The sequence below is a fragment of the Herbaspirillum sp. Her3 genome, assembly GCF_057961275.1.
The window spans coordinates 2,292,419-2,306,746 of the sequence record NZ_CM176328.1; the positions used below are offsets into that span (position 1 = coordinate 2,292,419).

General features: G+C 61.6%; 13 protein-coding genes. 12 read left to right on the forward strand and 1 reads right to left on the reverse strand.

Going from position 1 to position 14,328, the window contains the following annotated elements; genetic code table 11:
• Nucleotides 1–49 precede the first annotated feature (49 nt).
• The gene (locus tag ACVC5H_RS10565; RefSeq protein WP_489622253.1) at nt 50–739 is read right to left on the reverse strand and encodes a Bax inhibitor-1/YccA family protein; all 690 of its coding nucleotides are present in this window, start codon (nt 737–739) and stop codon (nt 50–52) included.
• 269 nt (nt 740–1,008) lie between these two features.
• Here ACVC5H_RS10565 and ndk point away from each other — a divergent pair, with 269 nt between their 5' ends.
• The 12 genes from ndk (at nt 1,009) to hflC (ending at nt 14,123) form a co-directional block, all read left to right on the forward strand.
• Nucleotides 1,009–1,434, forward strand: coding sequence for a nucleoside-diphosphate kinase (ndk, locus tag ACVC5H_RS10570; protein ID WP_338715540.1), 426 nt, complete (start codon nt 1,009–1,011; stop codon nt 1,432–1,434).
• A gap of 96 nt (nt 1,435–1,530) precedes the next feature.
• Nucleotides 1,531–2,703 (forward strand): dual-specificity RNA methyltransferase RlmN, encoded by a 1,173-nt coding sequence (rlmN, locus tag ACVC5H_RS10575; RefSeq protein WP_175344317.1) that lies wholly within the window; start codon nt 1,531–1,533, stop codon nt 2,701–2,703.
• A 300-nt stretch (nt 2,704–3,003) separates the two neighbouring features.
• Nucleotides 3,004–4,083 (forward strand): RodZ domain-containing protein, encoded by a 1,080-nt coding sequence (locus ACVC5H_RS10580; protein ID WP_489622254.1) that lies wholly within the window; start codon nt 3,004–3,006, stop codon nt 4,081–4,083.
• Nucleotides 4,084–4,097: 14 nt separating this feature from the next.
• Nucleotides 4,098–5,360: a flavodoxin-dependent (E)-4-hydroxy-3-methylbut-2-enyl-diphosphate synthase gene (gene ispG, locus ACVC5H_RS10585; RefSeq protein ID WP_489622255.1), complete on the forward strand. Its 1,263-nt coding sequence runs from the start codon at nt 4,098–4,100 to the stop codon at nt 5,358–5,360.
• Between the two features lie 129 nt (nt 5,361–5,489).
• Nucleotides 5,490–6,845: a histidine--tRNA ligase gene (gene hisS, locus ACVC5H_RS10590; RefSeq protein WP_489622256.1), complete on the forward strand. Its 1,356-nt coding sequence runs from the start codon at nt 5,490–5,492 to the stop codon at nt 6,843–6,845.
• A gap of 45 nt (nt 6,846–6,890) precedes the next feature.
• A complete protein-coding gene (locus ACVC5H_RS10595) occupies nt 6,891–7,535 on the forward strand; it encodes a YfgM family protein (protein ID WP_489622257.1) in 645 nt (214 codons plus the stop codon).
• Nucleotides 7,536–7,662: 127 nt separating this feature from the next.
• Nucleotides 7,663–8,862, forward strand: coding sequence for an outer membrane protein assembly factor BamB (gene bamB, locus ACVC5H_RS10600; protein WP_489622258.1), 1,200 nt, complete (start codon nt 7,663–7,665; stop codon nt 8,860–8,862).
• A gap of 32 nt (nt 8,863–8,894) precedes the next feature.
• Nucleotides 8,895–10,238: a ribosome biogenesis GTPase Der gene (gene der, locus ACVC5H_RS10605; protein WP_489622259.1), complete on the forward strand. Its 1,344-nt coding sequence runs from the start codon at nt 8,895–8,897 to the stop codon at nt 10,236–10,238.
• A gap of 140 nt (nt 10,239–10,378) precedes the next feature.
• Nucleotides 10,379–10,618, forward strand: a complete 240-nt coding sequence (gene hfq, locus ACVC5H_RS10610; protein WP_006463311.1) for an RNA chaperone Hfq — start codon at nt 10,379–10,381, stop codon at nt 10,616–10,618.
• A gap of 39 nt (nt 10,619–10,657) precedes the next feature.
• Nucleotides 10,658–11,782 carry a GTPase HflX gene (gene hflX, locus ACVC5H_RS10615; RefSeq protein ID WP_338715515.1) on the forward strand — a complete coding sequence of 375 codons (1,125 nt, stop codon included), beginning with the start codon at nt 10,658–10,660 and terminating at the stop codon, nt 11,780–11,782.
• Between the two features lie 89 nt (nt 11,783–11,871).
• Nucleotides 11,872–13,230 carry an FtsH protease activity modulator HflK gene (gene hflK / locus ACVC5H_RS10620; RefSeq protein WP_489622260.1) on the forward strand — a complete coding sequence of 453 codons (1,359 nt, stop codon included), beginning with the start codon at nt 11,872–11,874 and terminating at the stop codon, nt 13,228–13,230.
• Complete coding sequence (gene hflC / locus ACVC5H_RS10625) at nt 13,230–14,123, forward strand: protease modulator HflC (RefSeq protein WP_489622261.1); 894 nt, start codon at nt 13,230–13,232, stop codon at nt 14,121–14,123. Before hflK ends, hflC begins: the two co-directional genes overlap by 1 nt.
• The last annotated feature ends 205 nt before the right edge of the window (nt 14,124–14,328 follow it).

The window sequence follows — 14,328 nt, forward strand, 5'->3', positions numbered from 1 at the left end:
GCCGGCGTTGCCGGCTTTTTTTGTTGCTCTTGAGATAATGCAGCCTGTCTCAGTCGCGGTTGCCACCCAGGATGCCCAGGATGGACAGCAGATTGACGAAGACGTTGTAGACGTCCAGGTAAATCGCCAGCGTGGCCGAGATGTAGTTGGTTTCACCGCCGTTGACCACCTGTTGCACGTCAAACAGGATGTAGGCCGAGAAGATGGCGATGGCGACCACCGAAATGGTCAGTTGCAGTGCCGGCAGGTGCAGGAAGATGTTGGCCAGCGAGGCCACCAGGATCACCAGCACGCCTGCGAAGAGCCACTTGCCCATGCCGGAGAAGTCGCGCTTGGACACGGTAGCGATGGTGGCCATGCCGCAGAAGATGATGGCCGTGCCGCCGAAGGCTGTCATGATCAGGCCGGCACCGTTGGAGAAGCCCAGCGTGTACTCGATCAGGCGCGACAGCATCAGGCCCATGAAGAAGGTGAATCCCAGCAGGAAGGCCACGCCCCAGCCGGAATTCTTGGTCTTCTCGATGGCGAAGAAGAAGCCGAAGGCGATCGCCAGGAACAGCACGAAGCCGATCATCGGGCTGGCAGCGAAGAGGCTGAAATGCATCTGCACGCCCAGCCAGGCGCCCAGCACGGTCGGGATCATCGACAGCGCCAGCAGCCAGTAGGTGTTGCGCAGCACGCGGTTACGGGTGGCCAGGCTCGTGGTCGAGTGGCCGAAGGTCGTGTCCAGTTGATTCATATGTCCTCCGAAGCGTTGAATGCGAGCCAGAGAATAGCATGATGGCTCACTCTTAAGACAAATCTTCCCTCGCTCTGGTTCGAGATACGGACGCATTATATGAACCCCTGTGCCCTGCCCAGTGCGGACCCGGGGCGCCCGCCATCGTCCGCATGCCGCGTCAAAGGAGGTGAATTGACATGATATGTAATGGTTTCATGATAAAATACAAGGTTCATTGGATTATCAATTCTTGGCTTTAAGCCATTATTTTTATTGGAGTTTTTCTCATGGCAATTGAACGCACCCTGTCGATTATCAAGCCCGATGCCGTCGCCAAGAACGTGATCGGCCAGATCTACAGCCGTTTCGAAAACGCTGGCCTGAAGATCGTCGCTGCCCGCATGGCACAACTGTCGCGCGCTGAAGCAGAAGGCTTCTATGCCGTGCACCGCGAGCGTCCCTTCTTCAAGGATCTGGTGGACTTCATGGTCTCCGGTCCGGTGATGATCCAGGTGCTGGAAGGCGAAGGCGCCATCCTGAAGAACCGCGACCTGATGGGCGCTACCGATCCGAAGAAGGCTGAAAAGGGCACCATCCGCGCCGATTTCGCCGACTCCATCGACGCCAATGCCGTGCACGGTTCGGACGCCGAAGAAACCGCCAAGGGCGAAATCGCTTATTTCTTCCCGGCACTGAACGTTTATTCGCGTTAATCTGTTCCTGTTTTTCACCGGTCTACCGGGCTGGGGCGGAAACCGGCGCCGCAATTCCTGCAGCGTCTTTCTGTCCTGGTCCCGACCGCAAGCATCATGACTACAGCTCTCACCAATCTGCTGGATATGGATCCCGCGCAACTCGTCGCCTACTGCGGCGAGTTGGGTGAGAAGCCGTTTCGTGCAAAGCAGTTGCAGCGTTGGATACACCAGTTCGGCGTGTCTGATTTCGATCAGATGACCGATCTGGCCAAATCGCTGCGCGACAAGCTGAAGACCCGCGCCGAAGTCCGTGCGCCGGCCATCATCAGCGACCATACCTCCACCGACGGCACACGCAAGTGGCTGGTCGACGTGGGTCAGGGCAATGCGGTGGAAACCGTGTTCATTCCTGAAGAAAACCGCGGCACGCTGTGCGTTTCGACGCAGGCGGGCTGTGCCGTGAATTGCCGCTTCTGCTCGACGGGCAAGCAGGGCTTCAACCGCAATCTGACCGTGGCCGAGATCATCGGCCAGCTGTGGATGGCGGAATTCGAATTGCGCAAGACCAAGGGCATCGAGGGTGGTCCCAAGGGCGAGCGCCAGATCACCAACGTGGTGATGATGGGCATGGGCGAGCCGCTGCTCAACTTCGAGCCGACCGTGACGGCCTTGCGCCTGATGCTGGACGACAATGCCTATGGCCTGTCGCGCCGCCGCGTAACGCTGTCGACCAGCGGCGTGGTGCCGATGATTGACAAGCTGTCCCAGGAATGCCCGGTGGCGCTGGCCGTCTCGCTGCACGCGTCCAACGATGCGCTGCGCGATTCGCTTATTCCGCTCAACCGCAAGCATCCGCTGCGCGAGCTGATGCTGGCTTGCAAGCGCTACCTGGAGTTTGCGCCGCGCGACTTCATCACCTTCGAGTACTGCATGCTCGATGGCGTCAACGATACCGACACCCATGCGCGCGAACTGGTCGCGCTGGTGAAGGAAGGCGAGACCGCCATTCCCTGCAAGTTCAACCTGATCCCCTTCAATCCCTTCCCTGAGTCGGGCTTGAAGCGTTCGCACAATCCGCGTATCAAGGCCTTTGCGCAGATACTGATGGATGCCGGCATCGTGACCACCATCCGCAAGACCCGCGGCGACGATATCGATGCCGCTTGCGGCCAGCTGGCCGGCGAAGTGAAGGATCGTACCCGGGTGCAGGAGCGCATGCAGAAGATGGCCGAATACCAGGCCAAGTTCGGCCGCGACTTCGGCCGCATCGTGGAGATCTCCGGGTGACGGCAGGGCGGTGCCACTTTCTTGCTGGTCCTGCGGTGCCAGCCTTTGCCGCCAAGGCGAGGGAGGCTGCACCGTGTTTAACAGAATATGTAGCGGGGGCGTCGATGTTGCGCTGGGGCGCAAGCGTCGTACGTCCTTTTTGTGTTTTCACTGAAGTTATCGCCTGCCTTGCCGATGTCTGTCAGGGTAGGCTGAAGTTATCGAATTTCCCCGAAGGGACGCGGCAGTTGCCGCGCAGGGACGCTCCCAAAGAATCCGGCCAGCGCCGGCTAAAAAAAGCTTTTCCATGTGGAGCATTTGATGAGTGATCAACAAATGAACGAAATGTCGTCGCAGCAACCGCAAGACCCCGGTCAACCGTCCCCGGCCCAGGTCTTGCCCGGTGCTTTGCTGGCTGCGGCGCGGCAGAAGAAGGGCTGGTCCGTCGAGCAGGTGGCCAGCCTGGTCAAGCTGGCCCCGCGCCAGATCCAGGCCATCGAAGCTGACAACTACGCCGCCCTGCCTGGCCTGGCGGTGGCGCGCGGCTTCGTGCGCAGCTATGCCAAGGTACTGGGGCTGGATGCCCATGCGCTCGCGGCCGCCATGCCGCAGGAATCGGCAGTGCAGCAGCGCGATCACATCGTGCCGCAGCACTCGCTGTCCACGCCCTTCTCGGAAGGTCCGCTGCCGGCCATGATGATGAGTACGCGCGGCAACAGCTCGGCGCTGCCCATCCTGGCAGGCGTGGCAGTAGTGGTACTGCTGGCTGGCGCTGCCGCCGTGCGCTGGACCGAACTGGGCGCCAACGTGCCGCAGCTGGCCTTCCTGAAGTCGCACCATGTGGAATCGGCCGCAGCGCCGGACGCCGCAGCGGACCCTGCGCCGAACACCGATGTGGCTTCCAGCGATACGCCCGTCAATGCGCGCGTCGAGACCATCACGCCCGCAGCGACCGAGGAAGCCACCAAGCCGGCTGCCCCGGCAGCAGACGCCCCTGAGCCTGCTGTGTCGGCACCCGCTGCGTCCAAGCCGGAACCGGTCCAGGCTGCCACCCCTGCTGCCAGCCAGCCGGCGTCGACGTCCGCCTCTGCGGCATCCTCCTCTGCAGCGCCGTCGCAGATGTCGTCGACCAGCGTGCCCAGCGGCTTGAACATCGTCAACAGCAAGGATTTGCTGCGCCTGACCTTCCGCGAGGATTCGTGGGTGGAAATCCGCCGCGCGGACAAGAGCACGATCATCTCGCGCCTGCTCAAGGCGGGCACCACCGAGACCTTCGATGTGTCAGACGCCACCACCCTGATCATCGGCAACGCTGCCGGCGTCGATGCCACCTTGCGCGGCCAGCCGCTGGACCTGAAATCCCCGGGCGGCAGCAATGTTGCACGCCTGAACCTGAACTGAACCGACTGCCTATCATGTCTTCCTCCCCGATCGCCTCCGGGCCGCTGGCCCGCCGCAACAGCCGCCGCGTGGTCATCAGCCATGGGGCGCGCGAGATCATTGTTGGCGGTGGCGCACCGGTCATGGTGCAATCCATGACCAATACCGACACCGCCGACGCCATCGGCACGGCGATCCAGATCAAGGAGCTGGCCCGCGCCGGCTCCGAAATCGTTCGCCTGACCGTCAATACGCCCGAGGCGGCGGCAGCGGTGCCGGCGATCCGTGAGCAGCTCGACCGCATGGGCGTGGATGTGCCGCTGGTGGGAGATTTTCACTACAACGGCCACACCCTGCTGACGGACTATCCGGAATGCGCCCAGGCGCTTTCCAAGTACCGCATCAACCCCGGCAACGTCGGCAAGGGGGCCAAGCGCGATACGCAATTCGCGCAGATGATCGAAGTCGCCTGCAAGTACGACAAGCCGGTGCGCATCGGGGTCAACTGGGGCAGCCTGGACCAGGCCCTGCTGGCGCGCATCATGGACGAAAACGCCGGGCGCGCCGAACCCTGGCCGGCCCAGGCGGTGATGTATGAAGCCTTGGTCACCTCGGCCATCGAGAACGCCCAGCGCGCCGAAGAACTCGGCATGGCAGGCGACAAGATCATCCTCTCCTGCAAGGTCTCCGGCGTGCAGGACCTGATCGCGGTCTACCGTGAACTGGCGCGCCGTTGCGACTATCCGCTGCATCTTGGCCTGACCGAGGCGGGCATGGGCAGCAAGGGGATCGTCGCCTCCACGGCTGCGCTGTCGGTGCTGCTGCAGGAGGGCATCGGCGACACCATCCGCATTTCGCTGACGCCCGAGCCGGGCGGCGACCGCACCAAGGAAGTGGTGGTCGGCCAGGAAATCCTGCAAACCATGGGCCTGCGCAAGTTCACCCCGATGGTGATCGCCTGCCCGGGTTGCGGCCGCACCACCTCGACCGTGTTCCAGGATCTGGCAGACAAGATCCAGACCTTCCTGCGCGAGCAGATGCCGGTGTGGAAGGGCAAGTATCCCGGGGTGGAAGCCATGAACGTGGCCGTGATGGGCTGCATCGTCAATGGTCCCGGTGAATCCAAGCACGCCAACATCGGCATCAGCCTGCCCGGCACCGGCGAATCGCCGGCGGCACCGGTGTTCATCGATGGCGAAAAGAAGATGACCCTGCGCGGCGAACGCATCGCCGAGGAATTCCAGAGCGTGGTGCTGGAATACGTCGAATCGCATTACGGTCAGGGTAGCCATGCCTGATCACCGCGTGGCCGGCCACCCTAGGGTGTTCCAGGCCATGCAGTACACTTGCGCTGGCCCGTCGCACGAAAGATGCGACATATTCCAGCTTCCAAAAATGAAGTAAAAAGCAAAATTCCGGATTTCGGTATGTCAGAACAAAAGAAAGTCGAAAAAATCGTTGGCGTCAAAGGCATGAATGACATCCTGCCGGCTGACGCACCGCTGTGGGAACTGTTCGAGAACACCGTGCAATCGGTGCTCAAGAGCTACGGTTTCCAGCAGATCCGCACCCCCATCGTCGAGCCGACCGCGCTGTTTGCGCGGGGGCTGGGCGAGGTGACCGATATCGTCGAGAAGGAGATGTATTCCTTCACCGATTCCATGAACGGCGACAACCTGACCCTGCGTCCGGAAAACACCGCCGGCGTGGTGCGTGCCGCCCTCGAACACAACCTGACCTACGACGGCCCCAAGCGCCTGTGGTATGTCGGGCCGATGTTCCGCCACGAGCGTCCGCAGCGTGGCCGTTATCGCCAGTTCCACCAGGTGGGTGCCGAAGCCGTGGGCTTCAGCGGCCCGGACATCGATGCCGAACTGATCATGATGTGCCAGCGCCTGTGGGACGACCTGGGCCTGTCCGATATCCGTCTGGAACTGAACTCCATCGGCAACGCCGAGGAGCGCAACAAGCACCGTGCCGACCTGATCGCCTATTTCGAGCAGCACAAGGACTTGCTGGACACCGACGCCCAGCGCCGCCTGCACGCCAATCCGCTGCGCATCCTCGATACCAAGAATCCTGCCATGCAGGAGATGGTGAACGCGGCCCCCAAGCTGCTGGATTACCTGGGTGAAGAATCGCGCGCGCACTTCGAGGGCGTACAGAAGATCCTGCGCCACAACAATATTCCCTTCACCATCAACCCGCGCCTGGTGCGCGGCATGGACTACTACAACCGTACCGTCTTCGAGTGGGTCACCGATCAACTGGGCTCGCAGGGCACGGTCTGCGGCGGTGGCCGCTACGATCCGTTGATCGAGATGTTCGGCGGCAAGCCGACCCCGGCCTGCGGCTTCGCCATGGGCGTGGAACGCCTGCTGGAGCTGATGAAGGCCAGCGGCGAGCAGTACGCACCCAATCAGTGCGACGTCTATCTGGTCCATCAAGGCGAAGATGCACAGTTGCAATCTTTTGTCCTGGCTGAACGTTTGCGGACTGCCGGGCTCGATGTTGTGCTACATTGCGCATCGTCCAATGGTGGTGGTTCGTTCAAGGCGCAGATGAAGCGCGCCGATGCCAGTGGCGCTGCCTTTGCCGTGATCATCGGCGAAGACGAGCTCAAGGCCGGTACCGCCACCGTCAAGCACATGCGCGAAGGCAATGCCGAGGAAGGACGTGCCAACCAGAGCAACCTGGCCTTTGACGGCGTGGTCGACTACATCGTGGAACAGATCGTGGGCGATCATGACCATGATCACGACCACGTGCACTATCACCCCTGAAGACCCGTCCACCTCGACCGTCAACTTATCTAAACGCAGAGTTACATGGCATACGATCTCGAAGAACAAGAACAGCTGGATTCCATCAAGGCCTGGTGGGCGAAATACGGCAACCTGGTGACCTGGGCGCTGATCATCGCGCTGGCCGGCTATGCCGCCTGGACCGGCTGGAACACCTACCAGGGCCGCCAGTCGGCGCAAGCCTCGGTGCTCTACGAAGAACAGCAGAAGTCGCTGGCTGCCAAGGACAATGCCAAGGTGCAACGCGCTGCTGCGGACATCCAGGACAAGTTCAGCGGCACCGCCTACGCCGAGATGAGCGCGCTGGTAGCGGCCAAGTCGGCCTTCGATGCCAATGATCTGGACTCGGCCAGGAAGCAGCTGCAGTGGGTCCTCGACCATGGCCGCGGCAAGGAATACAAGGCCATCGCGGCAGTGCGCCTGGCTGGCGTGCTGCTCGATGCCAAGGCATATGACGAGGCGCTGAAGGTCTTGTCGGGCGATTATCCTGCCCAGTTTGCCGGCGCCATCGCCGACCGCAAGGGCGATGTGCTGGCGGCCCAGGGCAAGCGCGACGAAGCCCGCAGCGCCTACAAGCTGGCACTGGAAAAGAGCGACGCCAAGGACCCTGGCCGCCAGCTGATCCAGATCAAGCTTGACGCCATCGGCGGCGAAGCCCCCAAGGCCTGAACCGCTACTGAACTGACGGGGCCATGATCCGCTGCGGCGGATCACCTGCCCGGCGGGCTGCCCGCGCAGCCAGGGAATTGAACCGCAATCCCACGCGAACCCATCCATCGCTTAGAGGAAACAGAATATGCGTAGTGTGACAGCCACTGCTGCCCAGGCAACATCCTTTGCTCGATCCCGCCGCGCCGGCAAGCTGGCGCTGAACGTGGCCGCCATGGCCGCCGTGGTGGCCTTGTCCGGCTGCTCGCTGTTCTCCAGCAAGAAGGATCCGAATCCGCCGGCACCGCTGGTCGAATTCACCCAGAAAATGCGTGCCCAGGCTGCCTGGACGGTTGCGGTCGGCAAGTCCGGCAATTACCAGTTCAGCCCGGCCTTTGCCGCCGGCAGCGTGTTTGCTGCTGCCAACGATGGCACCGTGGTGCGCATCAATGCCCAGAACGGCCAGACCCTGTGGCGCAGCCGCGCCGAGGGCGAACTGACGGCCGGCGTGGGCAGCGATGGCAGCACCGTGGTGGTGGTCGGCGAGAAGGGCCGCATCCAGGCCTTCGATGCCGCTTCCGGCAAGCCGACCTGGAGCGCCCAGGCGCCCAGCGAAGTGCTGTCGGCTCCGGCCGTGGGCGAAGGCCTGGTGGTCATTCGTAGCATCGACAACCGCGTGACCGCGTATGATGCGGACAATGGCAGCCAGCGCTGGATGGTCCAGCGCAACGTACCCTCGCTGACCTTGCGCAATGCGCCGGGTATCGTGATCGGTTCGCAGACCGCTTTCGTCGCATTGCCGGGCGGCCGTCTGTCGGCCCTGGCACTGAACAACGGCGGTCCGCGCTGGGAAGTGCCGGTGGGCGATCCGCGCGGCACCACCGAACTGGAGCGTATCTCCGATGTGTCGGGCGTGCCGGCACTGGGTTCGCGGGACATCTGCGCGGTATCCTATCAGGGCCGTATCGGCTGCTTCGACTTGCTCAACGGCAATGTGCGCTGGATCAAGGAGTTTTCCAGCGATGTGGGCGTCAATCTGGATGACGCCTACGTCTACGCGGCCGATGTCAACGGTGCCGTCACCGAATTCGCGCGCGATACCGGTGCCGTCATCTGGCGCAACGACCGCCTGAAGAACCGCGTGCTCTCCAGCCCCATCGGCGTCGGCAAGGCTGTGGCGGTGGGTGACTTCCAGGGTTATATTCACTTCCTGTCGCGGGAAGATGGTGCCTTCGTGGCCCGTCTGGCTACCGACGGCAGTGCTATCCAGGCGCCTCCGGTCTCGACCGGCTCGTCTGTCGTTTTCCAAACCAAATCAGGAACCGTGGTCTCCGTCGTCGCCGAATAACCGGCAGTGACGAACGACCCCCAAGAAAAGAAATGAAACCGGTAATTGCACTTGTAGGCCGTCCCAACGTCGGCAAATCGACGTTGTTCAACAGGCTCACCCGCAGCCGCGATGCGCTGGTGGCGGACCTGCCCGGCCTGACGCGCGATCGTCACTACGGCGAAGGCCGGGTCGGCGAACGTCCGTTCCTGGTGATCGATACCGGTGGCTTCGAACCCGTCGCCAAGGACGGGATCATGTATGAGATGGCCAAGCAGACCAAGCAGGCAGTGGTCGAGGCCGACATCGTGGTGTTCATCGTCGACGGCCGCCAGGGATTGACGCCGCACGACAAGACCATCACCGACTTCCTGCGCAAGTGCGGCCGTTCCGTGCTGCTGGTGGTCAACAAGTCCGAAGGCATGAAGTACACCTCGGTCACCGCCGACTTCTACGAACTGGGCATGGGCGATCCCTATGTGATCTCCGCCGCCCACGGCGACGGCGTGGCCGATCTGGTGCAGGAAGCGCTGGATCAGGTCGAGGCAGAACGTGCTCAGGAGCCCGAAGCAGAAGAGCCGGCCGTGCGCGGCACCAAGATCGCCATCGTCGGCCGTCCCAACGTGGGCAAGTCGACCCTGGTCAATACCCTGCTGGGCGAAGAGCGCGTGATCGCCTTCGACATGCCGGGCACCACGCGCGACTCGATTGAAATTCCGTTCGAGCGCGAAGGCCGTCACTACACCCTCATCGATACCGCCGGCATCCGCCGCCGTGGCAAGGTGTTCGAGGCCATCGAGAAGTTTTCCGTGGTCAAGACGCTGAAATCGATTTCAGACGCCAACGTCGTGCTGCTGCTGCTGGATGCCCAGCAGGATATTTCCGAACAGGATGCCCACATCGCCGGCTTCGTGCTGGAGTCGGGCAGGGCGCTGGTGGTCGGTGTGAACAAATGGGATGGCATGGAAAGCGACCAGCGCAACCAGATCAAGATGGATCTGGAGCGCAAACTGAATTTCCTTTCCTTCGCCAAGTTCCACTTCATCTCGGCGTTGAAGTCCACCGGTATCGGCCCGCTGATGAAATCCATCGATTCGGCCTATGCCGCCGCCATGGCCAAGCTGAGCACGCCGCGTCTGACGCGTGCGCTGGAAGAAGCGCTGGAACACCAGCAGCCGCGCCGCAAGGGTTCGATCCGCCCCAAGCTGCGCTATGCGCACCAGGGTGGCCAGAACCCGCCGGTGGTGGTGATCCACGGCAATGCCCTGGAAGCCATCGACGACAATTACAAACGCTATCTGGAAAAGCACTTCCGGGAAACTTTCTCCCTGGTCGGCACTCCACTGCGTATCGAGTTCAAGTCGGGCAAGAATCCTTTCATCCGGCAGGAAAAATAATCGTAAATCCTGCTATTCGATCAATGTTTTTTGGCGTTGGAGCGAAAATCGTTTAAATTGAATAGCATAAAGTTGGTAAAGCACTTGATATTCCTTGAAGTGCCTCCAAGTCCTAATCACAACAACACCGTGGAGCTGCCATGAGCAACAAAGGGCAATTGTTACAAGACCCATTCCTGAACGCATTGAGAAAAGAGCACGTTCCCGTCTCTATCTATCTGGTCAACGGCATCAAGCTGCAAGGCCATGTGGAGTCTTTCGATCAATACGTGGTCCTGCTGCGTAACACTGTTACGCAAATGGTTTACAAACACGCCATCTCTACCGTCGTGCCTGCACGTGCGGTCAACCTCAGTCTCGAATCCTCGTCCGACGAATAATGGTCTACCTGGCCGGCTTGACGCCGTGGGCATTTTGACATGCGTGCCGCGTTAGTCGGCCTGGACTTCGGCAAGAACGATTTCGCCGCTAGTCTGGATGAGCTCTTCCTATTGGCAAAATCGGCTGGTGCGGAACCGGTGATTACCATCACCGGTCGCCGTGCCAGTCCGGATGCCGCTCTCTTCGTTGGTACCGGCAAGGCACAAGAAGTCGCCGAGGCCGTAGCCGATCTCCAGCTCGAACTGGTCATTTTCAATCACGCCTTGTCACCGGCCCAGCAACGTAACCTGGAGCGGGTGTTGAAGGTGCGTGTGCTCGACCGTACCAGCCTGATCCTCGACATCTTCGCGCAGCGCGCCAAGAGCCACGAGGGCAAGGTGCAGGTCGAACTGGCGCAGTTGCAGCATCTGGCGACCCGCCTGATTCGCGGCTGGACCCACCTGGAGCGCCAGAAGGGCGGTATCGGCCTGCGTGGTCCCGGTGAAACCCAGCTCGAAACCGACCGCCGCCTGCTGGGCGAGCGCGTCAAGGCCTTGCGGGCGGTGCTGGCCAAGTTGCGCCGGCAACATGCCACGCAGCGCCGGGCGCGCGGCCGCAGCGAAACCTTCTCGGTCTCGCTGGTGGGTTACACCAACGCCGGCAAGTCGACCATCTTCAATTCTCTGGCCAAGGCCGGGGTGTATGCCGCCAACCAGCTCTTCGCCACGCTGGATACGACTTCCCGTCGCGTCTACCTGGGCGAGGTTGGGCACGTGGTGATTTCGGATACCGTGGGTTTCATCCGCGAACTGCCTCACCAGCTGGTCGAAGCCTTCCGTGCCACCCTGGAAGAAACCATCCATGCCGACCTGCTGCTGCACGTGGTGGATGCCGCCAGCCCGGTGCGGATGGAGCAGATCGAGCAGGTCAATCTGGTCTTGAAGGAAATCGGCGCTGACCACGTACCGCAGATCCTGGTCTGGAACAAGATCGACGCCGCCGGTCTGGAACCGGCGGTCGAATATGACGAGTATGGTAAAATCCAGCGGGTTTTCGTCAGTGCCAAGTCTGGTGCTGGCCTGGATCTGCTGCGCGAAGCGATCGCCGCTTCGCTCAAGGCCGCCTTGGAGGCCAGGGGTCGCAGCCGTTCTGAGCCAGTCGATTCCGAAGACATGCACGCTTGAGCCGTTCGAGGGGACGGCCTGTTGCTCGTTCCTGGCGCGCATTCCTCCTAGATTCTCTTAATCCATCACTTCAGCCGGAACGCAAACGCATGCTTGTGTCTTTATTCAGGAAAATCGGTGTCAAGTTTTCGTTGAACGACCCCCAATGGGGACGTGGTTCGCAAAACGACAACCGCGAGAATCAGAATAACGGAAGTAACGGCGACAAACGGCCCGAAAAACCGTCCGGCAACAATGACGGCCCGCCAGACCTCGACCAGCTCTGGCGCGACTTCAACCAGCGCATTGCCGGCCTGCTCGGGCGCAAGGGCGGTGGTGGTTCCGATGGCGGCAACGGTGGTGGCGGCTTCAATCGTGGCGACGTCAAGGGCGCCGGCATCGGCGTGGGCGTGATCGCCATCATCGTCGTCTTCCTCTGGCTGGCCAGCGGCTTCTTCATCGTGCAGGAAGGCCAGACCGCCGTGGTGACCACCTTTGGTCGCTACAGCCATACCACGCTGCCCGGCTTCAACTGGCGCTGGCCCTATCCCATCCAGGGCCACGAGATCGTCAACATGTCGCAGGTACGGACCGCCGAGATCGGCTACCGCGGCAATGTGCGCAACAAGCAGTTGAAGGAATCCCTGATGCTCACCGATGATGAAAACATCATCGACATCCAGTTTGCCGTCCAGTACAAGCTCAAGAATGCCGCCGAATGGCTGTTCAACAACCGCGACCCGGATGATTCCGTGCGCCAGGTTGCCGAAACCGCCATCCGCGAAATCGTGGGCCGCAGCAAGATGGACTTCGTGCTCTACGAAGGCCGTGAAAAGGTCGCATTGGACGTGAGCCAGCGCATGCAGCAGATACTGGACCGCTACAAGTCCGGCGTGCAGATCACCAACGTCACCATGCAAGGCGTGCAACCGCCCGAACAGGTGCAGGCAGCCTTCGATGATGCCGTCAAGGCCGGCCAGGACCGCGAACGCCTCAAGAACGAAGGCCAGGCCTATGCCAACGACGTGATCCCGCGCGCTTCCGGCGCCGCCTCGCGCCTGCTGGAAGAAGCCGAAGCCTATCGCTCCCGCGTGGTAGCCAATGCCGAAGGTGACGCCTCGCGCTTCACCCAGGTGCAGGAAGCCTACGCCAAGGCCCCGGCCGTCACCCGCGACCGCATGTACCTGGAAACCATGCAGCAGATCTTCGCCAATACCACCAAGGTCATGGTGGATGTGAAGAATGGCAGCAACCTCCTGTACCTGCCCCTGGACAAGCTGATCCAGCAAAGCGGTGCCGATGCAGCCCCGGCCGGCAGCAAGCTGCAGGGCCCGGCGGCCAGCCAGGCGCTGCCCAGTGCGGCGTCCACCAATTCGACTGCAGGAAACGACACCGTGTATTCTTCCGAGCTGATGCGAGATTCGAGAAACCGCGATCCCCGTGATGCGCGCGAAAGGGAGGTGCGCTGATGGGCCGCCTCGTTACTTCCGTCATCGTCGCCGTGGTGGCGATCTGGTTGGCTTCGTCCACCATCTTCGTGGTGGACCAGCGTTCTTCGGCCATCGTCTTCGCCCTGGGTGAAGTCAAGCAGGTCATCACCGAACCCGGCCTGCACTTCAAGCTGCCGCCGCCGTTCCAGAACGTGATGTACCTGGACAAGCGCATCCAGACCCTGGATACCCCGGACGCCGACCGCTTCATCACCGCCGAAAAGATGAACGTGCTGGTCGACGCCTACGTCAAGTGGCGCATCGTCGACCCGCGCCTGTACTTCGTCAGCTTCGGCGCTGATGAACGCCGTACCCAGGACCGCCTGTCGCAGATCGTCAAGGCTGCGCTGAACGATGAAATCACCAAGCGCACCGTGCGCGAAGTCATCTCCAGCCAGCGCAACAACGTCATGGATGCCATCCAGGCCCGCGTGGCCAACGAAGCCAAGCAGATCGGCGTGGAAGTCATCGACGTGCGCCTGCGCCGGGTGGACTACGTGGACCAGATCAACAACTCGGTATTCGAACGCATGAAGTCCGAGCGCGTGCGGGTGGCCAACGAACTGCGCTCCACCGGTGCGGCCGAATCCGAAAAGATCCGCGCCGATGCTGACCGCCAGCGCGTGGTGATCCTGGCCGAAGCCTATCGCGAATCCGAAAAGATCCGCGGTGCCGGCGATGCCAAGGCTTCGCAGATCTACGCCCAGGCCTTCGGCCAGAACCCTGACTTCTACAAGTTCTACCGTAGCCTGGAAGCCTACCGTGCCAGCTTCAAGAACCGCCACGACGTCATGGTGGTGGACCCGAGCTCGGAGTTCTTCAAGTACTTCAAGGGAGTGGGCGGCAGCGCCACCAGCGCTGCGAAGAAGTAAAAATCCGCTGATCAGGCGATAATGTGAAGTGTTCTGCTCCGCCGTGCGTTTCCTGTGGGCAGGGCCAACCGGATGGATGCCGCTGGTAAAGGGCATCTTTCCTTTTTTTGGGTCGGACAATCATGTTCCGGGATGCAATTTTCCCGGATTGCAAGAAGAGGGGCGGCAGGTATTCCCGGACCGCCCCGATTGTTCGTCTGGACGC